Origin of the sequence: Halobellus clavatus, from assembly GCF_900107195.1 — an archaeon.
Taxonomy (GTDB): domain Archaea; phylum Halobacteriota; class Halobacteria; order Halobacteriales; family Haloferacaceae; genus Haloquadratum; species Haloquadratum clavatum.
In genome coordinates, this window is the sequence record NZ_FNPB01000010.1 from 23500 (window position 1) to 47018 (window position 23519).

Here is a 23519-nt window from a genome sequence, read left to right on the forward strand (position 1 = left end):
GTCGAGCGGTCGAACGGTCTTCCCGCGACGCTCGGGACGAGTCGGATCGGGGGTTCGGCAGCCGTGATTCGACAATCGTTTTAGTCGTGGCATATTTGATGCTCATAATGGATTGGATTACGCACGACGAGGACGTTTGGTTCGAGTTCAGGGGCAATTCGCCCGAGCAGCTCACTCCGGGACGGTTCTACAAGGGAACGGTCGACGGGTTCGCCGACTTCGGCGTGTTCGTCGACCTCGCGCCGGGCGTCACCGGCCTGCTGCACCGCAGTGAACTCGACCGTCGGCTCGAGAGTCTCGATTGGGAATCCGGAGACACGGTCTTCGTACAGGTGAAGAACGTCCGGAGTAACGGAAACATCGACCTCGGCTGGTCGATCCGCCAGTCCGAGTCGGAGTTCCGCGGGGCCCGCGTCCACGACCCCGACGGCGACGAGGACGGACAGCCCATCGAGGCCGACGACGGCGGCCCCGAGCCGGTGAAGAAGACGCCGAAGGGGGTCTCGACGAAGTCGCGGGCGACGAACGGCACGGAGTCCGGCGACGAACTCGGAGCCGACACGACGACCGAATCGGACGCGGGAGCGACCGAGACCGACGACGTCGACTCCGCGAGCGGTGAAACTGCGCCGGCGAGCGACGAAACCGAGCCGGCCGGTGGCGAGACTGACTCCACGGGCGACGAGGCCGACCCCGTCGAAACGGATGCAGAGGCGTCGGCGGAGGCCGACGACACCGTGAGCGACGGGAGCCACGACGACCACGAGGAAGCGGACGAGCGCGAGGACGAACCCGAACCGGAGCCTGAACGCGTCGCCGTCGAATCGCTCGGCGACCGCGTCGGTGACCGCGTCCGCATCGAGGGCGAGGTCGTCGGCGCGCGCCAGACTGGCGGCCCGACGATCTTCGAGGTCCGCGACGAGACCGCCGTCGTCGACTGCGCCGCGTTCGTCGAGGCCGGCGTCCGCGCGTACCCCGAGGTCGAGGAGGGCGACGTCGTCCGACTCGACGGCGAGGTCGAACTCCGCCGCGGCGAGCTCCAGATCGAGACCGAGGACCTGACCGAACTCACAGACGAGGAGGCCGACGCGGTCGAACAGCGCCTCGTCGACGCACTCTCGGAGAAGGCCCGCCCCGAGACGGTCGAACCGCTCGCCGACCACGAGGCGGTCGCAGCAGTGACCGAACAATTGACCGACGCCGCCGAAGCGGTCCGCACGGCCGTGTTGCAGTCCCGACCGATCGTCGTCAGGCACGCCGCCACCGCCGACGGCTACGTCGCCGGCGCGGCCATCGAGCGGGCGGTGCTCCCGCTCATCCGTGAGGAGCACGCGCGCGCCGACGCCGAGTACCACTTCTTCACCCGGCGACCCCTCGACGACCCGGTGTACGGGATGGACGCCGCGACGAACGACGTGACGCGGATGCTGCAGGACAACGAGCGCCACGACGAGAAACTCCCCCTCGTCGTCCTCGTCGGCGTCGGCGGGACGACCGACTCTCTCGACGGACTCGGCCTCCTCGGCGTCTACGGGGCCTCGCGCGTCGTCGTCGACGCTGACACCGTCGACAGCGAAGTCGTCGACGAGGCGAGCGTTCTGGTCTCGCCGAACCTTACCGACACCGACGTGGCCGACCTCTCGACCGGCGCACTCGGCGCGAACCTCGCGGCCGCAGTCAACGCCGACGTCACGGACGACCTCTCGCACCTGCCAGCCGTGAGCTACTGGGAAGGAACCCCCGACGCGTACCTCGATCTGGCTGACGAGGCTGGCTACGACCGCACCCGCACGCGCGAACTCCGCGAAGCCGTCGCGCTCGAAGCCTACTACCAGTCCTACCAGGACAAGCGCGAACTCATCACTGATCTCCTGTTCGAGGACGATGGTGGACTCGCCGGCCACGTCTCCGAGCAGTTCCGGAAGAAACTCGACGACGAGGTCGCCACCGCCAAGGCCAATGTCGAGTCCCGAGCGGTCGAGGGCGTCGACGTCGCCGTCCTCGACGCGGATTCCTACAGTCACCGCTTCGACTTCCCGCCGACGTCGCTGCTCGCGGACACGCTCTCCCGGCGTGACGACGCGGCCGCGACGGTGGTCTACGCCACCGACGAACTGTTCGTCCGAACCGACGCCGACATCGACGTGCGCGCGGTCGCGGCATCCGCCAGCGAGGCCGTCCCCGAGGGCGGCGTCACCGCGGTCGGCGTCCGCCAGAACCGCATCGAGTTCCTCTCAGGGGCCCGCGACGATGTCGTCGACGCCGTCGTCGACGCCGTCGTCGCCCAGCTCTGAGGCTCCCGCAGTCCCGCTCCGGATTCGCGCGCATCGCCTGAGAGCCACCGCTGTTCGTCTCTCGCCCGATTCCCGGGAGCGACACGCTTAACCCCGAAACAGGTCGATAGACGCGTAATGAATCGTCGCTCGTCGCCACTGCCGGCGGTGATCGTCGCGTGAGCACGGACACTGATTCGGAGTCCGACGTCGAGGAGTCCGATCCCACCGAGAGCGCGGCGTTCCGCCGGACCTGTGAAGACCTCGTCCAGCGGATTCTCGACGGCGACGTCGGCCGCGACGACCTGGAATCGGCGAAACTCGACGCCTGTTCGACGCACTCGTCGCCGAAGGTACCGAAGAACGCCGAGATTCTCCAGCACGCGCCGCAGGGTCGTCGCGAGGAGGTGAAAGAGGTCGTCCAGCGGAAGCCCGTCCGGACGGCCTCGGGCGTCTCGCCGGTGGCCATCATGACGTCGCCGCATATGTGCCCGCACGGGAAGTGCCTGTATTGCCCCGGGGGGCCGGCGTCGGAGTTCGACTCCTCGCAGTCGTACACCGGCCACGAACCCGCGGCCGCTCGCGGCGAACAGAACGATTACGACCCCTACGGGCAGGTGACGCTCCGGCTCGAACAACTGCGACACATCGGCCACCCCGTCGACAAGGTCGAACTCATCCTGATGGGGGGGACGATGACCGCGCGGAGTCACGACTACCAGGAGTGGTTCGTCAAGCGCGCCCTCGAGGCGCTCAACGACTACGATCTCGACGCCCAGCCGAATCCCGCCGAGGGGAAGTCGTTCAAACCCGATCCCGAGGACGTCGAGTTCCGCTACCTCGAGGACGTGATCGCCGAGAACGAGACCGCTGACATCCGAAACATCGGGACGACCTTCGAGACGAAGCCCGACTGGTGCGACCCCGAACAGATCGACCGGATGCTCGACCTGGGGGCGACCAAGGTCGAGGTCGGCGTCCAGACGACGTACGAGCGCGTCAACAGAGAGATGCACCGTGGTCACGGCGTGCAGGCATCGATCGACGCGAACCGCCGGCTCCGCGACGCCGGGTTCAAAGTCGGCTTCCATATGATGCCGGGCCAGCCGGGAATGACCAAAGAGATGATCCTCGAAGACTTCCGCCAGCTCTTCGAGCGCGAGGCGTACCGCCCCGATTACCTCAAGATCTACCCGACGCTCGTCGTCCGCGGGACGCGCGTCTACGACCAGTGGCGGCGCGACGAGTTCGAACCGCTCGACAACGAGGCGGCCGCCGAGATCATCGCGGAAGTGATGGGCATGATCCCCGAGTACACGCGCCTCCAGCGCGTCCAGCGCGACATCCCCGCAGACTTCATCGACGCCGGCGTCTGGAAGTCGAACCTCCGGCAGTTGGCCCAACAGCGAGCCGATGAGAAGGGCATCGACGTCCGCGACATCCGCGCTCGCGAGGCGGGGATGAACGAGGCCGATCCCGATCCCGAGCGGGTGGAACTGAGCGAGACGACCTACCAGGTCGCCGGCGGGACCGAGCACTTTCTCGCCTTCGAGGACCCCGTCGCAGATCTCTTGGTGGGGTTCTGCCGACTCCGGTTCCCGAACGAGCCGATCCGTCGCGAACTCGACGACGCCGCGATCGTCCGCGAACTCCACGTCTACGGCAGCGAGGCGGGCATCGGCAGCGGCGAGGGCGAGTGGCAGCACAAGGGCTACGGCCGCCGTCTGATCAGGCGCGCCGAAGAACTCGCCGCCGACGCCGGCTACGACGAACTCGCGATCATCTCGGGTATCGGGGCGCGAGCGTACTACCGGGACAAACTCGGCTATCACCAGGACGGGCCGTACGTCTCGAAGTCCATCCGGTGATCGACCGGTGGGATCGGGCGGGACCCACAGGGTGGTCGACGGACCGACAGTCGTCGAATCACCGACTCCGAAAGAGATTCCCCGACGTACTGCGTCGCCGCCGGTAGACCGATGAGCAAGCCGCCACTCAGTGAGGTGATCAGCGCTCGGACTGTGACCGAGGCGGCGGCTATCGTCGAGCGGGTCTGGGAGGCCAGAGGGTACGACGCTCGGATCCGGTTCAGTGGCCCCGACGTTCACGTCGAAGCGGCAGGCGAAACGCCCGACGGCACCGCTCGCGAGGTCCGTGTCTGGGTCACCGCCGGCGGACGAATCGCGGCACACCAGACGCGGGCGTACGCTCAGCAGTGCGACCGCGCGGACGTCGAGCCGTATCTAGTGGTCATCGGCGACGCACGGCTCGCAGGCGACGCACATCGACCCGAGATCGTCGAACTCGACGCGTCGTCGCTGGCGGCGAGAGTCCGCGAGGCGGGTGTCGAGTCGTCCGTCTACGACTTCGTAGAGAGGGCTGCCGACGCGGGGGATGACGTGGCACGGGACTGGTTGGGCGATCCGATCGACGAGACGGCTGAAGCGACAGCCACGGACGACGACTCCTCGGCAGACGGCGACGACGAGGACCGGCTCGGACGCCGTGCTGCGATCAAGCGCGGGAGCAAGTACGTCGTCGCGAGTTTCCTGACGTACCTCGCCGTGGAGCGGCTCTCAGAGGAACTCCGCCGATCGCCGGGTCTCCGGAGCGACATCGACCGACGCATCGCGTGGCTCGGGGCACGGGTACCCGACCTCGAGGCGCCGATCTCCGAGAGCACGCCCGAACCCACTGAGGCTCCCGAGACACCCGCCAACGGGAGCATCCCGAGCGTCCCGAACGGATCGGCGCAGGGGACGCCGCCCGCGGACACGACAGCGCTCTCGTTCGAGTCACTGCGGTCGGATCCGGCCGCCTTCGTCGGGACGACGGTTCGATACAGCGGTGAAGTCGCCGAGACCACTGAACGTCGCTCGAAACGGTTCGTCGTCATCCGGGTCGAAGAGGGCGGCGCGTGGCGCGGCGATCTCGTCGGACGCTGGCCGGCCGGGCGCTTCTTCGACGGCAGTCTCGGGTTTCGGTTGCTGGACGGATCGACGGTCACCGTCTGGGGCGACGTCCTCGGAACGTCGTCGGTGATCGTCGGCGAGACCCTTCCGGCCATCGAGGTCGTCGCGTTCGAGCGAGTCTGAGCAGCGTCGAGGCCCTGGTCGGCTGCTGAGGGTGCCACCCAGAGCGACATAGTCGCATCACAGGGGGCGAACAGTCGACACGGTTCGAATCGAATCGCGCCCCGTGCCGCCGTGTCGAGCAACCGCGAGACGGCAGGGGCGTGGCGTGAGGCACGCGGGGACTGGCCGCGGTTCTGGATATAAACCTTCGGCCCTGCGTCGACGACCGAATCGCTAGGTGTCGTCCGGGAGCGCCGTTTCCATCGCGATGTGTGGGATCCCGGCCTCCTCGAACTCCGCACCGTGCGCCTCGTAGCCGAGTTTGTCGTAAAACGCCCGAACGCGGGTCTGTGCGTGCAGCGCGAGCCGATCGAACCCCTCGGTCCGAGCGTGGTCTTCGACCGCCCGCATAATCCGGCGGCCCCAGCCCTCGTCGCGTCTCTCGGCGGCGACCGCGACGCGTTCAGCCTTCGCCGTGTCGGACTCGCCGCCGTCTCCGTGCGCGTCGCTCGCGGCGGGTCGAAGTCTGGCCGCGCCCACGGGCTCGCCGTCGTCGTACGCGACGAAGTGTGTCGCCTCGGCGCTGGGGTCGTCGTACTCGTCGTACTCGATGGCCTCGTCGACGCCCTGCTCGTCGACGAAGACCGTTCGGCGGACCGAGAAGGCGTCCCGCCGCTGTGCGTCAGTCTCGACGACAAATACGCCCGTCGGGTCGTCGGCGGACGCAGGCGGGTCGCCCGGTCCGTCACCGGAGTCGTCTGTCGGAGTCACGGTCGACGCCACGGACTGAGCGACGCTGAGCGTTTCGGTCTCGGAGGAGTGCCCGACGGAGAACAGATTCAGGGCTGCTCGACGGCGACGCCGCCGTCGACGGGGCTGCTGTCACCCGTGCCGCCGAGGCCACCGCTGTTGTCGCCGCTGAGTTGTACGTAGGCGTCGGCCATAATGCCGTACAGGAGGATGAATAGCGTGCTGTTGAGCAGGGTGACAATGACTTCGCCGACGAGGGCCGAGCCGACGAGATCGAAGATGGTCCCGACGGTGCCGACGACCGCGCCGACGACACCGGCGAGCAGGATGATCACTGACAGTTTCAGTCGGCTTCCCTTCGTCTGGCCCCAACTGCGCTTGATCGCGGCGAACGCACGCTGGTCGTCGACGGCGACCTCGAAGAGGAAAAAGAGCAGCGCTGCGCCGAGGTAGATGCCCGGGAGGACCAGAAGCGTCAGTCCGATCGACACCGCAATCCCGACGACGAGTCCGCCGCCGATCAGCGACAGCGTCGCGCGGCCGATCCGTCGGCGATAGAGCTCCGGGGGGAACGTCGAGAGTTCGCTCATCGGCCGCGTGAGCGCTCGCGCGAGCGCGACGAAGAACGCCGAACTGAGCACCAGCACGACGAGGAAGAGGATGCTCGCGACCGACCCGGAGACGGGCAGCGTCAGCCCGAACATCTGGCCGGTCTGCGGAGCCGCGCCCGCGGGGATGAAACCGAGCACGGCCGTATTGACCGTCGCCTGAATCGAAAACTGGATGAGTAACAGGGCGACGAACAGGATGCCACCACTTCGGGTGAGAACCCGTCTGATACCGTCACCGAACGCTTGACCGAGTCGGAGGGCCATACCCGTAGTCGTGTTTCGACCACTATAAGCCCCGCTGAGACTCACACGCAGATTTCAGCTATCGCTCTGGGACTAGTCGGCGCGAAAAAATATCGGGGTGTGCGAGTCGTCGCTTACTCGAAGAGTTCGACAGCCTGCTCGTAGCGGGCGCTGGGTTCCTCCCAGTCGACGACCTCGAAGAAGTTGTCCACGAAGTCGCCGCGAGCCGGACCGTAGTCGTGGTAGTAGGAGTGCTCCCAGACGTCCAGTGCGAGGACCGGGTGGCCGCCCCAGACCGCGCCTTCGTCGTGGTTGTCGACGACCACGTTGCGCAGCTGGTTCGAGAAGGAATCGTAGACCAGGAGGGCCCATCCGCTCGCGTCGGACGCGGCGGCTTCGAATTCGCCCTTCCAGGCCTCATAAGACCCGAAGTCAGCTTCGATGCGGTCGGCGAGGGCACCCGTCGGCTCGTCGCCGCCCTCCGGCGACATCGAGTTCCAGAAGAGGTCGTGGAGGATGTGACCGCTGCTGTTGTGGGTCACGTTCCGGATCGCACCCGCAGAGGAGGAGAAGTCGTGCGCCTCGCGGTTCTCTTCGAGCGTCTCCTCGGCCGCGTTCCAGCCGTTCACGTAGCCCTGATGGTGCGTGTCGTGATGCCACGTGAGGACTTGTTCAGAAATGTGCGGTTCGAGGGCGTCGTAATCGTATGGTAGGGGATCGAGTTCGTAGCTCATAGTTTGAACCTCCGTTACATCACACGTTCGGAACGCTGTTAAATATTGAGGGAGAAGTGGTAACAAGGTACGTCCCTCGGTATCTGTAACCAGAATCAATTTCACCTCGCGGACGGACGTTTTTGTCTCTCTGTCCCCTCGCTCCCATATGTCCACGCCCGACGACGGACCGACTGCCGCAGACGACACCAACGTGTTCGGCGACCCGCTGGAACCGTGTGGCCGCGACCCGGAGACGGGCTACCTGCGCGACGGGCACTGCCGACACCTCCGACGCGACCCCGGGCGACACGAGGTGTGCGCCGTGGTCACGGAAGCGTTCCTCGAGTTCAGCAGACAACGCGGGAACGACCTGATCACCCCGCGGCCGGAGTTGAATTTCCCCGGACTCGACCCCGGCGACCGGTGGTGCCTCTGCGTCCCGCGCTGGATCGAGGCCGAGGAGGCGGGGTGTGCGCCCCCGGTAGTGTTGGAGGCGACGAGCGAGGCCGTCCTCGAAGACGTCTCGCTGGCGACGCTCGAATCCCACGCCGCCGAGCAGACGTAGCCACGCAATCACCGGATCAGCTGCGCCCGGGCGAACCCGCGATTCAATCGTCGCCGCGGGCGGCCTCGAACATCGCGAGCGCGGCCTCCCGTCGCTCGCTGTGGTCGACGATCGGTTCCGGGTACTCGGTCTCGATACTGGCTCGCTGCGTCGGCGAGAGTTCGTGCCACTCGTGGATCAGGTCGGCCTCGACGCCGCGGAGTTCCGGGACGTACTCTTTGATGTACTCCGCGTCCGGGTCGTAGCGCTCGCCCTGCGTCATCGGATTGAAGATCCGGAAGTACGGCTGGGCGTCCGTGCCCGTCGAGGCCGCCCACTGCCACCCGCCGTTGTCGTTGGCGGTGTCGTGATCCGCCAGGTACTCCCGGAAGTGCGCGTAGCCCTCCCGCCAGTCGATCTGGAGGTCCTTCGTGAGGAACGAGGCGACGATCATCCGCACGCGGTTGTGCATATACGCCTCGTCTTTCAGCTGTCGCATCCCCGCGTCGACGATCGGATAGCCCGTCTCGCCGGCCTTCCAGGCCGCCAACTCCTCGGCGTCGTCGCGCCAGTCGATCTCGTGTTCGTACTCGCGGAAGTTTTCGGAGACCACCTCGGGATTGAAAAAGAGCACGTGGGTGTAGAACTCCCGCCACGCGAGTTGGGACTGGTACTCCTCGACGGACTCACGTGCGGCCTCGTCGTCGGCCCGCTCGAGCGCGTCGGCGGTGGCCTCGTACACCTCGCGTATGCCGATCGTGCCGAACTTCAGATCGGTCGAGAGGTGCGAGACCGCGTTCCGGGTCGGATAGTCGCGGTCCTCCTCGTAGCGGAAGATGCCGTCCGCACAGAAGTCGGCCAGGCGCTCACGGGCTGCGGCCGTACCGGCCGGCTGCACGTCAGCACCGGGCGCTTCGAATCCCAGCTCCTCGATCGACGGCAGCGCGTCGCCCTCGACGGCGGCGAGGGCTTCCTCCTCGGGGGCGGCGAACGGGTCGGGTTTCGGTCGGTCGCGCCACTTCTTCCAGAAGTACGTGAACACCGAATAGGGATCCCCGTCGTTGGTGGTGATCGACCCCGGCTTGTGGAAGATCGCGTCGTGAACCGAGGCCCTGGCGATATCGCGCTCGTTCAGAGCCCGGCGGACGCGGGCGTCCCGCTCGCGAGCGAGGCCGGAGTAATCCTTGTTCCAGACGACGCGTTCGGCGTCGTACTCGACAGCGAGGTCGGGCAGGATGTCGGCGGGGTCGCCGCGGGCGACGAGGAGATCCGACCCGCGATCGCGGTACCACGCCCGGAGCGTCGAGAGGGCGTCGAGCATGTACCGAACCCGCGGCGCGCCGGCGTGGTCGAGGACCGCATCGTCGAAGACGAACACCGGAACCACGGGGCCGCTTGCTGCGTCGCCGTCGGCCGCCCCGCCGTCGCGCTCCCTGTCGCCGCCCGCTGCGTCGGCAGCCATCGCGAGCCCCCGGTTGTCGGCCGCTCTGAGGTCCCGCCGGTGCCAGTGGAGTTGCATACCGATCGGTGGGCCGCCCTTCCCGTGAACGTGTCGGCAGATCCGTCCGACTCCGAGTCGACGGGATCGATGTCTTCCCGTTTCACTCGGGAGTGGTTAGATCGATGTCTTCCCGTTTCACTCCGGGTCGACTGGATCGATAGCCTCCCGCCTCCCGTCGAGGACACCGAACCGCTCGTCGCGGCGGCGCTCCAGGTACTGAAGGAGTCGTTCGGCCCAGCGGAGTTTGGCCGCCTTCGCGTCGTCGACGGTCGGGTCGTCGAAGTCCCAGCCGACGAAGCGGAGGGCAGCCGCGCCGAACTCGTCGGCCAGGAACGCCGCCCGGTCGCCGTCGGTGAAGCCGCCGAAGTTGTAGACGGTCGGAATCGGCTCGGCTTGCGTGGTCGCGAGAACGTGCGCCTGGTCACAGCGCGGCGTCCACTCCTCGACCAGGGCGAGGTTGTCCCCGTGGGCGTGTGCCGCGACGGGCGTCCCCTCCTGGGAGAGGGTCACGGCCGTCTCGGGGTTCTTGTCGAGATCCGTCACCAGGAGGTCGAGATCGTAGCCCGCCTCGCGGACGACGTCGCCGGCAGTCGAGGCCGCGAAGATCAGGTCGGCGTCGGCGACGCGGTCGATTTCGGCTTCGAGGCTTGGGGCGGCACCGACGATCGCGACTGTCGATCCGGCGCAATCGAGACGGTCGAGGTCGAAGGGGGTCGCGTACTGCGCGATGGCGTCGCGGGCGCGCTCGTCGCCGTCGCGGGGGTACCCGAACGCTGCGAGAATCGACTCGTAGATCGGTTCCCACGCTTCGAAGCGCATCGTTACCACTCTCCGGCATAACGGTGCGAGTCGGAATGGCACCAAGTACCCCTACCCGCGTGCCCTTCCGACTTCCAGTGCGTCGATTCCGATGGGTTCATCATAAGTTTTCCCGTGTTCTGATGGCGCTGACACGGCGACACGGGTCGTCAGATGCCCGTTCGTGACACGAACGTTCATATTCTCGTCTGTCGTCGGCGACGGACGCCCGGGTCGCACTGCGACGCCGCAGGCTGTCTCTCATTCGACGTGGGCGGTGATCGTTTCGAGCGCGTTCGCCACGCCGGCGGAGCACTGACGCTCGTCCGCGTCGAGTGCCGCGAGTGCCCGCGGGGTCCCGAAGAGCAGGGCCGCGCGGCCCCCGTCGGCGTCGACCTGCCCGCCGTCGCTGCGAGGCGCTGCATTCGCCGCGCCGTCGGTGGGCTCGACGGCCTCGCCCGTCACGACGGTTGCACCCGCAGCGGCGGCGGCCGTCGACAGCGCGCCGACGTCGCCGTCCGAGAGTCCCCCGAGTTCGAACACCCGCACGACGGCCTCGGTGCCGAGGCGCTCGTCGTCGGTAGCGCCGATTCGTGCGAGGTGACGCTCGGCCTCCCGCGGCGTGGTCACGTCGAGTTCTTCGACCGCGACGTCGCCGCTGCCGCGTTCGCGGATCCGCGAGCGGGCGAACTCGTGGCCGATCAGGGCCGCGTCTCTCGTCTCGGCGACGTCGTGCGTCCGGATCACGTGCGCCCCGCGTTCGACCGCCATCGAGGTCGCCGCCAGCGAGACCGGGAGTGCCTCCTCGGTATCGCGACCGGCGACCGCTCGGAGGAAGTTCTTCCGATTGATCGAGACGAGAATGGGATAGCCGAGTCCGCGGAACTCCCGCAGCCGCCGGAACGTCTCTCGATCGTCCGCGAGCGTCTTCTCTTCGGACCAGCCGCCGAAGGCCGGATCGACGAGGGTCTTGTCGGTGAACCCGTTGAGCGAGAGCGCGTCATAAATATCGTCGACGTCCTCGATCGCGCCCGGGCGTGTCAGATCCGGCGGTGACGCCATCTTCGCGACCGCCACGTCGCGCTCCGCACAGACCCGTGGCATCTCCGGATCCGCGAATCCGCAGATGTCGTTGACCATGTCGAAGCCGCGATCGAGGGCCGCCTCCGCGACCTCGTGGTACCGCGTCTCGATCGAGAAGACGGCGTCGCCGGAGACGCTTTCGAGGGTCTCGACGGCGGTATCGAGCCGCTCGAGTTCGCCCTCGGCGGAGAGAACCTCGAAGCGCTTGTTCGCGGATTCGAGGCCGACATCGACGATGTCTGCGCCCTGTTCGATGAGTTCCTCGTCGACGTAGGCGGCGGCCTCGCCCGGGTCGTCGAAGACGCTCGGATCGTACGGCGACTCCTTCGAGACGTTCAGTACGCCCATAATCCGCGGCGGGTGTTCGTCACCGATCGGCAGTCCGGCGGCGTCGACAGTTCGCATATACGTTGCTTGGGCGGCGGACACATATACTGACTGGCAGCGGCGGGGGGTCGCGGTCGATTCGACGACGCCGGATCGACCCCGGCGCATTTTAGCCGTGCGACAACAACCGCCGCGTATGCCGAAGCCCAAAACCGAGTTCGAGACGCTCTATCCGTACCGGCTCTACGAGCCCGAAGACCTCCTCGATCCCGAGTTGATGTACACCGTGCCCGAGATCGCGCGCCTCCTCCAGGGGCTCGATCCGGACGCCGAACTCGATCCCGACACCGAGGCGCAACTCATCCGGTGGACGGTCCCGTGGCTGATGGCACATACCGACGATCTGGTGATCAACGATCCCGTCGGCGACGAACCGGGCTACTTCGGACTCGTCCACGACGAGCATCCGCCCGAGGAGATTCCCGAGGACGCCGACGAGTAGGTATCGACGTAGCAGAGCGTCCTCACAGCCCTCCACAGCGCGTCCGCCGCGGCGACTGTCGTGGCCGACACCTCATCCCATCCGGGCTGCCTGTCGGGCCAGTTCGACGTCGGCGAGCGGGTCTTCGACGATGCTCGGGCCGTGCCCGACGTGCAGCGCCGTCAGATTCGCCTCGACGGCCTCGTACAGCGCGTCGATGCTCTCGATGATCGTCTCGCGGTCGCCGCCCTCGAGATCGGTCCGGCCGAAGCCGCCGTTCTCGAAGACCAGGTCGCCGGCGAAACAGACGCCGGACGCCGGCGAATAAAAGCAGAGGTGGTCGGGCTTGTGTCCGGGCGTGTGCAGCGCCTCGTAGTCGTCGTCGCCGAGCGGAACGCGGTCCCCGTCGTCGACGACCGTGTCGACGTGTTCGTTCGTGGGGTCGAACCCCCAGGTCTCCACGTCGAACGCCGAGCGGATCGCCGGGAGGTTTTCGACGTGGTCCGGGTGCGTGTGCGTGAGGTAGATCCGATCTAGGTCGTCGACGTGCTCGTCGATGCGGCTGACGACGTCGAAGTTCGACCCGGCATCGACGAGCGCCGTCGTCTCACCGGTCACCAGGAACACGTTCGAGGTAAACGCGCGGACGCTCCGAGCGAGGTTGTGAATCACGCCCGTCACTACTCGCGTGCCCGACTTCGCTCTTTCCTCTTTCCTCTTTCTGCGCGACGGGTGCCGTCTTCGCCGGTCCGTGTGCTTTTGTGTGCTCGCAGCGACGACACCGACGTGTACCGGAAGGGTCACTACGGCGTCTCGTTGCTGGTCTTTGCGCCCATCGCCTTCGTGCTGCTGTCGTTCGAGCAGGTCGACCTCGCCGTCATCACCGGGGCGGTGATGCTCTGGCTGGCGATGCTGCCCGACGTCGACCACCGGGTGCCGGGGATCGCCCATCGCGGGCCGACTCACTCGCTGGCGTTCGCCGCGCTCGTCGGAGCGGCCTTCGGCGGCGCTGGCGTCGTCCTCTCGGGCGCACTGGGTGATCCACTCACCGGCGTCGCGTTCGTCGGAGGAGTCTCGGTCGGCGTCCTCGGGTTTTCGATCGGCGCGCTCACCGTCGTCGCACACCTCCTCGGCGACGCACTCACTCCCGCGGGGGTGAACTTTCTGTGGCCGCTGTCGGGGCGAACGTACTCGCTCTCACTCTGGACTGCCGACAACACCGTCGCCAACTACGGGCTGTTTGCGGTCGGCATCTTCGCGACGGGCGCGGGCGCGTATCTCGGAGTCGCGCTGTGACCGGCCTCCGGGGTCGATAACGTCACAAGGCTTATTTACCATCTTCTCGTTGGGGCAAGTGCAATGGCGAAAGGTACGGTTGCGTTCTTTAACGACACAGGCGGATACGGTTTCATCGAAAGCGAGGACTCTGAGGAGGACGTCTTCTTCCACATGGAGGACGTCGGCGGCCCGGACCTCGAAGAAGGACAGGAAGTGGAGTTCGACATCGAGCAGGCCGACAAGGGCCCGCGCGCGACGAACCTCCAGCGCCTGTAAGGACGCACCACGGAAGCGGTACTGCAGTCGGCGATCCAGTCGAGTCTCACCACGATTCTACATTTCTCACGCTCTGAGCGGAGGCCACGTCCAGCGCGATCACAACGTACCCGAATCAGCGCGCTCGCGCAGTTCCGCCGCGCGCTCCCGGATCTCGGCCCATTCCGCGTCGTCCTTTCGGTCGACGTGTGAGTACATCAGTCCCATCCGTCCTGTGCCGCGGAGGGTCTCCTCGTTGCGGTCGAGGAAGTCCCAGTACAGCGCGTTGAATGGACAGGCGTTCTCCCCAGTCGTCTTCGTCTTCGCGTACGCGCAGTTCGCACAGTGATCGCTCATTCCGTCGATGTAGTTCGCCGAGGCGGCGTAGGGTTTCGACGAGAGCACGTCGGTACCGAACGACCCCATCCCGACGACGTTCGGTGTCGTCACCCAGTGGTAGGCGTCGACGAAGCCGAGGTGGAACCACTCGTTGAGTTCGGCGGGTTCGACGCCGTACAGCAGTGCGAAGTTCGAAAGCACCATCAGCCGCTCGATGTGGTGAGCGTACCCTCGCTGGCGGACGTGCCCGACGGCTTCCGAGAGGCACTCCATCTCGGTGTCGGCGTCCCAGTACAGCGGCGGCAGCGACGCCGTCTGCTCGAGTTGATTCGCCGTCGCCAACTCGGGCATCGACCGGCGGTAGACGTGCCGCATAAACTCCCGCCAGCCGATCACCTGCCGGACGAACCCCTCGACACTGTTGAGCGGCGCGTCGCCCGATTCGTAGGCCTCGAGGACCGGCTCGACGACCGCCTCCGCGCGGAGGAGCCCGAGATTCATCGCGGCCGAGAGCAGCGAGTGGCTCATCGCCCACTCGTCGGTGCGCATCGCGTCCTGGTACGCGCCGAACTCAGAGAGCCGTTCGGAGACGAAGTGATCGAGCGCGCGCTCGGCGGCCGCGCGGGTGACCGGCCAGACGAACGGCTCCGGTTCGCCCCAGTGGTCGTCGTAGCGTTCGGTGACGAACTCCTGGACGTCTTCGGTGATTCCATCGGGCTCGAACCGCGGGACGCTGGGCGGCGTCCAGTCGGAGGGCGGCGTCTCCCTGTTCTCGTCGTCGTAGTTCCACTCGCCGCCGACCGGATCGGCTCCCTCCATCAGGATCCCCGTCTCCCGGCGAACGTGGCGGTACCACGCCTCTTGCCGATAGCTCCCGATGTCGTCCCCCTCGGTCCCCGAATCGGCCCGACCGTCGGCCCACTCGTCGAAGAACGCGCGATCGGTCAGAAACAGGTCGTTCTCGACAAGCGTGAGGGTCCCCCCACGCTCCTCGACGAGGCGGCGGCGTCGCTCGTCGGCGCCGTGGCTCGGAGACCGGATCCCGACGAGATCGTCCTCTGGGTTCGCCGCGAAGTACCGATCTAGCCCTTCACCGAACGTCTCGGCTTCGAGGTAAGTGACCTCGTACCCGCGTTCGCGGAGCGCATCGCGGAAGTGGCGCATCGCGCTGAACACCAGCGTGAGCTTCTGCGGGTGGTAGCGCTTCCGTTCTGCGAACGCGTGCGCCTCGATGAGCAGGACGTGGTCCGCCGATGCGAGCGCCGCGGTCTCAGGGTGCAGTTGATCGCCCAGGAGCCAGACGGTCATCGTATCAGTGTCTGACGCTGGAGACAAAACCGCCACGGCCGTCGGGCCTCGCGGGACCGCAGAGTTCGAGTGGTGGAGCCGCCCGCTTTCCCCGTGGTGATGCGTGTCACCCCGCGGTGCTGAGATCGGCAGCAAACGCGCCGGTGCGCCCCGTTCGTTGCTGATAAGCGTGACCGGTCACTCACGCTGCCGTAGGGCAAGAATTTAGATGGCTGGCCCCGAGACCTACAATAGATCGATATGGACGGCGCTACTCCCCGAATCCTCGTCGTCGAAGACGAGCCTGACTTGGCAGAACTCTACGCCATCTATCTCTCGGACACATACGATGTGGAGACGGCGACCGACGGCACGACCGCACTCGACGTGGTCGACGACGACGTCGACATCGTGTTGCTCGACCGTCGGATGCCTGATCTGACTGGCGACGAAGTCCTCGAGGAGATCCGCGCTCGCGGGATCGACGCGCAGGTGGCGATGATCACCGCGGTCGAACCCGACACAGACATTGTCGAGATGCCGTTCGACGACTACCTCGTCAAGCCCGTCACCCAAGAGGACCTCCACAGCCTCGTCGAGGTGCTCCTCCGCCGAGCGAACTACGACGACCGTTCCCAAGAGTTCTTTCGCCTCGCCTCGAAGAAGGCCGCGCTCGAATCCGCCCCGGACGTCTCAGTCGAGGAGGAAGACGAGTATCAGGAACTCACCGATCGGATGGAAGAGATCCGCGACGAACTCGACGATACCCTCGCGGACCTGAGCGACGACGACTTCCGCGACGCGTTCGCCTCGTTCCCCGACGGCGAGGCCGACGCCGATTTCGACGACCTGGATTCGGATCCCTCGTTCTGACGCCATCTCATCGCGGCCGCGCCCGCTATCCGCTGAGCCGCCTCGCACCTCACGGCCGAGCGGCCCCGGTCACCGACGACTGCCCGGTTGCGGATCGACGTGCGCGGGGGCGAGCAGATCCTCGATGCGCTGTTCGTCGAGCCACTCGAGGAGGTGTGCTAACTGTGTCGCGGCGGCATCGAAGAGCTCCGCCCCGATCTCGGGGGTCGCGTCCGTCTGATCGCCGAAGACGCCGCTCTCTGAGTTCTCGACCGCGTCGTAGAACGTCCGCGCGCCGTGTCGGTTCAGATGCTCGGCGTTTTCGACGTCGACGATGCCGCCGTCGCGGGCGGCCTCGAACTCCTCCTCGCGGACTAACTCGGGCGCGAGGTGCTGGATCATCGCGGTCTCTTTCGGTCCCCCGTGCGGGCCGTTGTGCTCGAAGGCCTCGTCGACGAGTTCGGGGATCGACTCGTCCCACATCCACTCGACGGCGTAGATCGTGCCGTCGTCGCGGAGGCGCCGACCGACCTCCCGCAGGTGTTCGACGTTGCCGCCGTGGGCGTTGACGAAGACGACGCGGTCGATGCCGTGGTACGCGAGGTTCCGCGTGAACGACTCGACGTAGTCGCGGAACGCCGGCGGATCGACCCACATCGTGCCGTGGAACTGCCGGTGGTGCGGGCTGACACCGACGTTCACCGTCGGCGTACAGAGGTAGCCGGTCCGGTCAGCGGCCTCACGGGCGAGTCCCTCCGCGATGAGGTGATCCGTCGCGAGCGGGAGGTGCGGGCCGTGCTGTTCGGTCGACCCCAGCGGCACAATCGCGACCGATTCCTCGGCGACGTAGTCTCCGAGTTCGGGCCACGTCTGGTCTGCGACGTACATACCGAGCGGTAGACGTGAAGCCTCAAGAAGGTACGCCACCCGGCGGATCGCAGGTCGGGTCGACGCAGTCTGGGGTTATTCGATCGCGATCGGACCGGTGCAATCCGAAGTTATCCGGTCGGGGTCGAGTCGGCGCAGTCCGGAGTTATTCGACCGCGGTCGGACCGGCCGCCGTCCCCACGTCGCCGGTGTCGCCAACGTCGCGAACCGCAGCGACGAAGGCGCCGAGTCCTAACAGCACTACCGCGAACTGGATTAGCCCGCCAACGACGGGAACCGCGGCGAGTATCGTCACGACGGCGACGCCGACCAGCAGCGCCACCCAGCGATTCGCATAATCGGCCAGCGACAGCGTCCAGCTGCCGATCGCGACGGCGCCGTACACGCTGGCGACCCACAACAGCACGCCGAAGACGAGGAAGCCAGCCAGCGAGAGCGGGATGCCGACGATCGTGATGAGCAGTATCAGGAGGGCGATCGGCGTCGCGATCAGCGCGAGCAGACCGACGCCGAGGCTCCGGAGCGTCCGCGTCGTGCCCTCGGTGACCACCCGGCGACCGAACGCCGGGGCGGCGAACAGGAGGACGGCTCCGAGGAGGAGGTTCGTGACGGCGCCATAGAGCGTGCCGACCCAACTGGGAATCGTCGGCAGCGACGCCCCGCCGCCACCGCCGCCGGAGCCGAACACGTCAGGGCCGGCGACCGACAGATTCTCGTCGCGAGTGACCTCGCCCGCGACGGTCGCGCCGTCGGCGATCGTTGCGGTCTCGGCGTCGTACGTTAGCGACCCGCCGATGGAGGCGTTCGGTCCGACGGCGAACGTCTCCGCGCCGACGGTCGCGTCGCCGTCGACTGTCCCGTCGAGTCGGACGTCAGCCGACCCCGCTTCGAGCGCGCCCCCGATCCGGGCGCCCTCGCGGAGTTCGAATGCGGCCGAACCGGCGGTGACGTCGCCCTCGACGACGCCTTCGACGATGACGCTCCCCGCGGCCGCGTCCACGGAGCCTGTCACGCGGCCGGTCTCGGTGATCAGGACCGACCCGGCCGCGGCCTCGACGTCGCCATCGACCGTCCCGGCGATGATGACGCTCCCGGCAGCCACTTCGAGGGGTCCGTCGCGCGTCTCTTCGGCGTCAACGCGGACGACGCCGCCGAAGGATCCGTCTCCGCCCGGCCCGCTCGGGCCGGTCGACTGTGCGCTTGCGAGTGCTGGCACTCCGCCGAGGACGACGAGCGCGGCGAGGAGGAGTGCCAGGTGTGGATGGAGGTGTGACATCGTGCTCACGAGAGGGGGACCTCTCAGGTGAGGCTACGATGGAACGTGAGTAAAAACTTATCATCTATCTAATTGGTATCCGGCCGTGGACGCCGGTCGGTCCCTCGGCTGCCGGCGCGCGGAGGTTTTTGACGCCCCGGTTCGTGGCACCGCTATGGAGTACACGACACTCGGTAACACGGGCGTAACGGTCTCGAAGATCTGTCTCGGCTGTATGAGCTTCGGGGACATCGGCTGGCGCGATTGGGTCCTCGACGAGGAGGCGGGGACCGAACTGGTCGACCGGGCGATCGACCTCGGTGTGAACTTCTTCGACACGGCGAATATGTACTCCGAGGGCGGCTCAGAGCGCGTCCTCGGTAACGCCCTCGCGGAGTACGACCGCGAGGAGTTCGTCGTCGCCTCGAAGGTCTACTTCCAGATGGACGAAGACGACCCCAACTCCGGCGGGCTCTCGAAGAAAGCCATCGAGCGTGAACTCGACAACTCGCTCGATCGTCTCGGGATGGACACACTGGACCTGCTGCAGATCCACCGCTGGGACTACGACACTCCGATCGAACAGACGATGCGTGCGCTGGACGACGCTGTCCAGCGAGGCAAGGCCCGATACGTCGGCGCGTCGTCGATGTGGGCACACCAGTTCGCCGAGGCGCAGCACGTCGCCGAACGCGAGGGCTTGACGCCGTTCTCGACGATGCAGAACCACTACAATCTCCTCTATCGGGAGGAAGAGCGCGAGATGCTGCCGCTCTGTGACAAACAGGACGTCGGCGTCATCCCGTGGTCGCCGCTGGCTCGCGGGTGGCTGACCCGCCCCCACGAGGAGGCCCGTTCGACGACGCGCGGGGAGAGCGACGACTACGCGCACCAGCATCCGTACCTGGAGGGCGGCGGCCGCGAAGTCAACGAGCGCGTCCAGGAGCTCGCCGAGGAGAAGGGCGTGAAGATGGCACAGATCGGCCTCGCGTGGCTGTTCGAGGACGACCGCGTCGACGCGCCGATCGTCGGGACGACGAGCGTCGAACACCTCGAAGACGCGGTCGAAGCGCTGTCGATCGATCTCTCGCAGTCGGACATCGAGTACCTCGAGGAGCCGTACGAACCCGTCCGCGTCTCGGGCCACGAGTGAGAGCACGAGTGAGCCTGCGAGCGAGGAACTGGATCGACCGCGAGAGCGGCTGACCCGAGGCTACGACGACCCGTCGACGGCGACCTCGCGGTCCTCGTTCGGTCCGCCGCTCTCAGATGCGGTGATCCGAACGACCGCGCGGGCGGCGACGAGTGCGATGGCCACCTCCGAGAGGCCGACGACGAGGAACGACGTCAGATAGCCCGCGGCCGCCGTGGTGACGCCCCCCAGCAGGAAGCCCGCGAGAAAGCCGAGACTCCCGAAGACATTGAATCCGCCCAGCGCCGCCCCGCGCGTCTCCGGGGTGGCGACGTCGGTGACGAGCGCCATCGTCGCGGGTGAGACGAGCGCCCCGAGCGCGCCGACAGCGATCATCCCGGCGATGGCGAGCGCGACGGTCGGCGCGATGCCCACGGCGACGATGCCGAGTCCATAGCAGATGGAGCCGACGACGACCGGGGCCGCTCGGCCGATCCGATCCGAGAGGATTCCCGCGGGATACTGCAACAGCGCGAACGGGACGAAGAACGCCGCGAGAGCGAGCCCCGCACCCGCCGCGCTCAGTCCGAACGCGTCGCGGAAGTAGTAGACTCCGACCAGCGCGAAGAACCCCGCAGTCATCCGGTCGATGAACCCAAACGCGTACGGGACGCCGAGTTGCGGCCGGCGTCTGAGCCGCCGGAGCGCGTCGCCGACGCGGAGGCCCTCGGCACCCGGGAGGTCCTCGGAGATGGTCACGAAAAGCACCGCGACGACGAGGAGCGTCGTTGCGGCCGCGTACAGCGGATAGATAGGGTCTGCGTCGGCCAGTCGGCCGCCGACGACCGAACCGATCGCGGCCCCCAGTCCGATCGCGATCCCGGCCGCCCCCATGTTCTGGCCGTTGCCGCCGGCGAGATCCGCGAGCGCGGTGATCGCCAGCGAGAACGCGCCGATCGTCATCGCGCCGCCGAAGAGTCGAATGACGAGCACAGCACTGAACGAGAGCCCCAGTCCCGGGGCGGCCGCCAGCAGAAGATAACTGGACGCGCCGCCGACGGCACCGGCCGCTGCGAGCGGCGTTCGTCGGCCGAGCGCGTCGCTCGCGGCCCCCCAGACGCTCGCGAAGATCACGAAGGCGGCGAACTCCGCGACCAAGAACCACATTCCCGCCCGGATCGCCCCGTCGCCGCCCAGCGCCGAGATGATGTCCTCGACGCCCGGGTACAGAAAGACCTGCGAGACGAGGACGCCCCAGACGGCTACCGCCAGCCGGATCCGGGTTCCACGACGAGTCACAGTCTCCATAGCCGGCCAGAACAGATATTCACGTCGTTTTCCGCTCTCCCCAGTTCGACGCTCCGGGTACCCGGACTCGTCGTCCAGCCGTCATCGCCGGGCGTCCGGCGGTTCACCGTCCCAACAGAACCCACTTTGCCGTCAGTCTCCTACGGCGTGTATGGCTGATGGACCCGACGAGTGGACGCGGCGGGCAGCGATGAAGGCCGCCGTCGCGGCCGGCGGCGCGGCGGCCCTGTCGGCGTGTCTCGATCGGTCCTCGGAGCCGGCCCCGTCGGGCCCGGACGACCCCTCGTCGCTCCCGGCGCGACAGCACGCGTGGAACGACCGCGTTCGAACCGACGACTACGGGAACAGGCTCCTGCCCCGACACCAGACGCTCATCTATCTTCGGCTTCCCGGCGAGGGGCCGCCGGAACCCGCCGCCCGGAGCGCCGTCGAGAGAGCCCTCAGGACGCTCGATCGAGCCTACGAGCGGAGCCACGATGGATTGCTCCACTCACTCGCGTACTCGCCGCGGTACTTCGATCGCTTCGACGACGCCCTCCCGGCGGATATCGATCTCCCCGAACCGCGCACGCTCTCGCCGTTCGAGACGCCGACGTTCGATCGGCAGGACGCGCTCTTACATCTCGCGTCTGATCGGCCGGACGTCGTCCTCGCGGCCGAGGAGGCGCTGCGGGGACGCGAATCGACGGTGAACGGTGTCGAGGTCGAAACCGCCCTGACCGACGCGTTCGTCGTCGCAGACCGCCGAACCGGGTTCGTCGGTGCCGGGCTGCCGGCCGAGAGACAGGACGGGCTCAAGGGGATCCCGAATTCGAACCCCGTTCCGGAGGCATCCCCGCTGTTTATGGGGTTCAAAGCGGGGTTCAGGAAGAACCAGGCCACCGAGGACACCGTCACCATACCGGATGGCCCCTTCGCCGGTGCAACCACGAAACACGTCTCGAACCTCCGGATGCGCCTCGACGACTGGTACGGGGAGCAGTCGTTCGACGAGCGTGTCGCGGAGATGTTTTCGCCCGCACACGCTGAACGCGGGGTTGTCGACGGTGTCGGCGAGAACCTCGGCGCGAGCAACGGCATCACGCCGGAGATACTGGATCGCATCCCCGAAGACGTTCGCGAGCACGCTCGCGTCGGCCACGCGCAGAAGGCGGCACGGGCGAACCGGAGGGACGACGGAACGGTCCGGACCCTCAGACGGCACTTCGAGTCGACCGACGACAACGAGGCCAGCCTCCACTTCCCGAGCCTCCAGCGGGAGATCTCGACGTTCGAGGAGGTCCGAGCCGCGATGAACGGAACGGACCTGACGGAACTCCCCACGATCCGGCAGCGAGCGAACAACGGGATCCTCGAATACGTGTTCGTGAAGCGGCGCGGCAATTTCCTCGTGCCTCCGCGCTCGCTCCGAGCGCTGCCGACGCCCGCGGGTGACACACCCGGGCTCGACTGAGCAGTGTGGGGTGGGCAACAGGGACGGTTCGACGCTCGTCCGAATAGTGGAACCCGACCGTTAGAGCTGGCTGTCGATCGCGCTACGAACCGTGTCCAAGCCGTATCCGTCGAGTAGTTCGCCGTCGACGTAGACCGCCGGCGTCCCGGGGATCTCCCGTTCGACGCCCTCCTCGCGGTCCGCCTCGACGACGGGCCGGTAGGCTTCCTGATCGGCGGCCCCGGCCACCGCACACCCGTCGACGCCGAGGTCGTCAGCGAGGTCGTGGACGACCTGGTAGCCCTCGCCGGGCAGTCGATCCTGATTCTCGTAGACGCCCTTCGCGAACTCGAAGAAGGTCTCCTGATCGCTGCGGTCCTGTACTGCCCGGGCGGCCGAGGCGGCGAGCCACGACCAGTCGCTCACCGGGATCGGGAAGTCGAAGAAGCGGTAGTGCACGTCGCCGGCGTCGACGTAGGTCGATTTGATCTCCGGATACACCGACTGGGTGAAGTCCCGGCAATGCGGACAGGTGAAGTCCTCGAACACGTCGACGGTGACGGGGGCGTCGCTGGGGCCGAGTGCCGGACGGGGGAGCGAGGAGACGGATTCGAGCGTGCCGACGTCACACCCCTCCGGGAGCGCGGCGCTGGCGGTCTGCGTACTCCCACTCTCACCACCGCCGCCACCGCCGAGACAGCCCGCGATCGATCCGAGCGCGGTCGCGCCGCCCAGCGCGGCGAGGTACGACCGTCGTGTGGTTCGCATACCCGAATTGTGGAACCGAACCCATATAATCGCGTTCGTCCCGGAACGCCGGGCGGAACCAGTCTATTTTTCACCGCCGCGCGCGCTCTGTCGGTATGGAGTTCGACGAAGACGACAGCGTGGTACTGCACGACAAACACAGCGAGTTCGACGGCGAGGTCGGCACCATCACGCAGGTCGTCGAGACGATGTTCGGCGACGCGACGTACACCATCAGCTTCGACGAGGGCCAGGAGGTCGGCGTGTCGGCCGATCAACTCGAGGTCGCAGACGACGCGGACGACGCGGACGACGAAGAGTAGCGGGAGTTTTTCACGCCCCAAC

Annotated in this window: 23 protein-coding genes; 11 read left to right on the plus strand and 12 right to left on the minus strand. The window is 67.1% G+C overall.

Going from position 1 to position 23519, the window contains the following annotated elements; genetic code table 11:
- Positions 1-107: 107 nt before the first annotated feature.
- The 3 genes from BLU74_RS13575 (at position 108) to BLU74_RS13585 (ending at position 5368) form a co-directional block, all read left to right on the plus strand.
- A complete protein-coding gene (locus tag BLU74_RS13575) occupies positions 108-2294 on the plus strand; it encodes an OB-fold nucleic acid binding domain-containing protein (RefSeq protein ID WP_089768250.1) in 2187 nt (728 codons plus the stop codon).
- A 158-nt stretch (positions 2295-2452) separates the two neighbouring features.
- Positions 2453-4141 carry a tRNA uridine(34) 5-carboxymethylaminomethyl modification radical SAM/GNAT enzyme Elp3 gene (locus tag BLU74_RS13580; protein ID WP_089768252.1) on the plus strand — a complete coding sequence of 563 codons (1689 nt, stop codon included), beginning with the start codon at positions 2453-2455 and terminating at the stop codon, positions 4139-4141.
- A gap of 111 nt (positions 4142-4252) precedes the next feature.
- A complete protein-coding gene (locus tag BLU74_RS13585) occupies positions 4253-5368 on the plus strand; it encodes a hypothetical protein (protein WP_089768254.1) in 1116 nt (371 codons plus the stop codon).
- Between the two features lie 213 nt (positions 5369-5581).
- Here BLU74_RS13585 and BLU74_RS13590 read toward each other — a convergent pair whose 3' ends face one another.
- The 3 genes from BLU74_RS13590 to sod all read right to left on the minus strand — a co-directional run bounded on the left by BLU74_RS13590 (position 5582) and on the right by sod (position 7685).
- Positions 5582-6118, minus strand: a complete 537-nt coding sequence (locus tag BLU74_RS13590; protein WP_089768431.1) for a GNAT family N-acetyltransferase — start codon at positions 6116-6118, stop codon at positions 5582-5584.
- A 68-nt stretch (positions 6119-6186) separates the two neighbouring features.
- Positions 6187-6972 (minus strand): DUF7847 domain-containing protein, encoded by a 786-nt coding sequence (locus BLU74_RS13595; protein WP_089768256.1) that lies wholly within the window; start codon positions 6970-6972, stop codon positions 6187-6189.
- A gap of 113 nt (positions 6973-7085) precedes the next feature.
- Positions 7086-7685, minus strand: a complete 600-nt coding sequence (gene sod, locus BLU74_RS13600; protein ID WP_089768258.1) for a superoxide dismutase — start codon at positions 7683-7685, stop codon at positions 7086-7088.
- A 148-nt stretch (positions 7686-7833) separates the two neighbouring features.
- Here sod and BLU74_RS13605 point away from each other — a divergent pair, with 148 nt between their 5' ends.
- Positions 7834-8232 (plus strand): DUF2237 family protein, encoded by a 399-nt coding sequence (locus BLU74_RS13605; RefSeq protein ID WP_089768260.1) that lies wholly within the window; start codon positions 7834-7836, stop codon positions 8230-8232.
- 43 nt (positions 8233-8275) lie between these two features.
- Here the strand turns inward: BLU74_RS13605 and BLU74_RS13610 are convergent, their stop codons facing one another.
- From BLU74_RS13610 to folP, 3 genes are all read right to left on the minus strand, one after another.
- On the minus strand, positions 8276-9730 hold the full coding sequence (locus tag BLU74_RS13610; RefSeq protein ID WP_089768261.1) for a cryptochrome/photolyase family protein: 1455 nt from the start codon (positions 9728-9730) through the stop codon (positions 8276-8278).
- A 117-nt stretch (positions 9731-9847) separates the two neighbouring features.
- Entirely contained in the window at positions 9848-10531 is a 684-nt protein-coding gene (locus BLU74_RS13615) for a 6-hydroxymethylpterin diphosphokinase MptE-like protein (protein WP_089768264.1), read from the minus strand.
- Positions 10532-10771: 240 nt separating this feature from the next.
- Positions 10772-11998 (minus strand): dihydropteroate synthase, encoded by a 1227-nt coding sequence (folP, locus tag BLU74_RS13620; RefSeq protein WP_089768266.1) that lies wholly within the window; start codon positions 11996-11998, stop codon positions 10772-10774.
- Between the two features lie 118 nt (positions 11999-12116).
- Here folP and BLU74_RS13625 point away from each other — a divergent pair, with 118 nt between their 5' ends.
- Positions 12117-12422 (plus strand): DUF5827 family protein, encoded by a 306-nt coding sequence (locus BLU74_RS13625; protein WP_089768267.1) that lies wholly within the window; start codon positions 12117-12119, stop codon positions 12420-12422.
- Between the two features lie 72 nt (positions 12423-12494).
- Here BLU74_RS13625 and BLU74_RS13630 read toward each other — a convergent pair whose 3' ends face one another.
- Entirely contained in the window at positions 12495-13073 is a 579-nt protein-coding gene (locus BLU74_RS13630) for an MBL fold metallo-hydrolase (protein WP_089768433.1), read from the minus strand.
- Positions 13074-13187: 114 nt separating this feature from the next.
- Between BLU74_RS13630 and BLU74_RS13635 the strand changes: the two genes are divergently transcribed.
- Both BLU74_RS13635 and BLU74_RS13640 read left to right on the plus strand, forming a co-directional pair.
- Positions 13188-13697: a metal-dependent hydrolase gene (locus BLU74_RS13635; RefSeq protein WP_089768436.1), complete on the plus strand. Its 510-nt coding sequence runs from the start codon at positions 13188-13190 to the stop codon at positions 13695-13697.
- Between the two features lie 63 nt (positions 13698-13760).
- Entirely contained in the window at positions 13761-13955 is a 195-nt protein-coding gene (locus BLU74_RS13640; protein ID WP_011571141.1) for a cold-shock protein, read from the plus strand.
- A 99-nt stretch (positions 13956-14054) separates the two neighbouring features.
- Here BLU74_RS13640 and BLU74_RS13645 read toward each other — a convergent pair whose 3' ends face one another.
- Positions 14055-15581 carry a cryptochrome/photolyase family protein gene (locus tag BLU74_RS13645; RefSeq protein ID WP_089768269.1) on the minus strand — a complete coding sequence of 509 codons (1527 nt, stop codon included), beginning with the start codon at positions 15579-15581 and terminating at the stop codon, positions 14055-14057.
- 240 nt (positions 15582-15821) lie between these two features.
- Between BLU74_RS13645 and BLU74_RS13650 the strand changes: the two genes are divergently transcribed.
- Entirely contained in the window at positions 15822-16433 is a 612-nt protein-coding gene (locus BLU74_RS13650) for a HalX domain-containing protein (RefSeq protein ID WP_089768271.1), read from the plus strand.
- A gap of 69 nt (positions 16434-16502) precedes the next feature.
- On the opposite strand, the gene BLU74_RS13655 is transcribed toward BLU74_RS13650, so the two are convergent.
- Together BLU74_RS13655 and BLU74_RS13660 are read right to left on the minus strand one after the other, a co-directional pair.
- Positions 16503-17300 (minus strand): creatininase family protein, encoded by a 798-nt coding sequence (locus BLU74_RS13655; RefSeq protein ID WP_089768273.1) that lies wholly within the window; start codon positions 17298-17300, stop codon positions 16503-16505.
- Positions 17301-17445: 145 nt separating this feature from the next.
- Complete coding sequence (locus BLU74_RS13660) at positions 17446-18576, minus strand: bactofilin family protein (RefSeq protein ID WP_089768275.1); 1131 nt, start codon at positions 18574-18576, stop codon at positions 17446-17448.
- A 154-nt stretch (positions 18577-18730) separates the two neighbouring features.
- Here BLU74_RS13660 and BLU74_RS13665 point away from each other — a divergent pair, with 154 nt between their 5' ends.
- Positions 18731-19708, plus strand: a complete 978-nt coding sequence (locus BLU74_RS13665) for an aldo/keto reductase (protein ID WP_089768277.1) — start codon at positions 18731-18733, stop codon at positions 19706-19708.
- 60 nt (positions 19709-19768) lie between these two features.
- On the opposite strand, the gene BLU74_RS13670 is transcribed toward BLU74_RS13665, so the two are convergent.
- Positions 19769-20986 (minus strand): MFS transporter, encoded by a 1218-nt coding sequence (locus BLU74_RS13670; RefSeq protein WP_394327877.1) that lies wholly within the window; start codon positions 20984-20986, stop codon positions 19769-19771.
- Between the two features lie 160 nt (positions 20987-21146).
- Between BLU74_RS13670 and BLU74_RS13675 the strand changes: the two genes are divergently transcribed.
- The gene (locus BLU74_RS13675; protein WP_089768281.1) at positions 21147-22448 is read left to right on the plus strand and encodes a DUF7405 family protein; all 1302 of its coding nucleotides are present in this window, start codon (positions 21147-21149) and stop codon (positions 22446-22448) included.
- A gap of 60 nt (positions 22449-22508) precedes the next feature.
- On the opposite strand, the gene BLU74_RS13680 is transcribed toward BLU74_RS13675, so the two are convergent.
- The gene (locus BLU74_RS13680) at positions 22509-23195 is read right to left on the minus strand and encodes a DsbA family protein (RefSeq protein ID WP_089768283.1); all 687 of its coding nucleotides are present in this window, start codon (positions 23193-23195) and stop codon (positions 22509-22511) included.
- A 95-nt stretch (positions 23196-23290) separates the two neighbouring features.
- On the opposite strand from BLU74_RS13680, the gene BLU74_RS13685 reads away from it, so the two are divergent.
- Positions 23291-23497 carry a DUF1918 domain-containing protein gene (locus BLU74_RS13685; RefSeq protein ID WP_089768285.1) on the plus strand — a complete coding sequence of 69 codons (207 nt, stop codon included), beginning with the start codon at positions 23291-23293 and terminating at the stop codon, positions 23495-23497.
- Positions 23498-23519 lie beyond the last annotated feature (22 nt).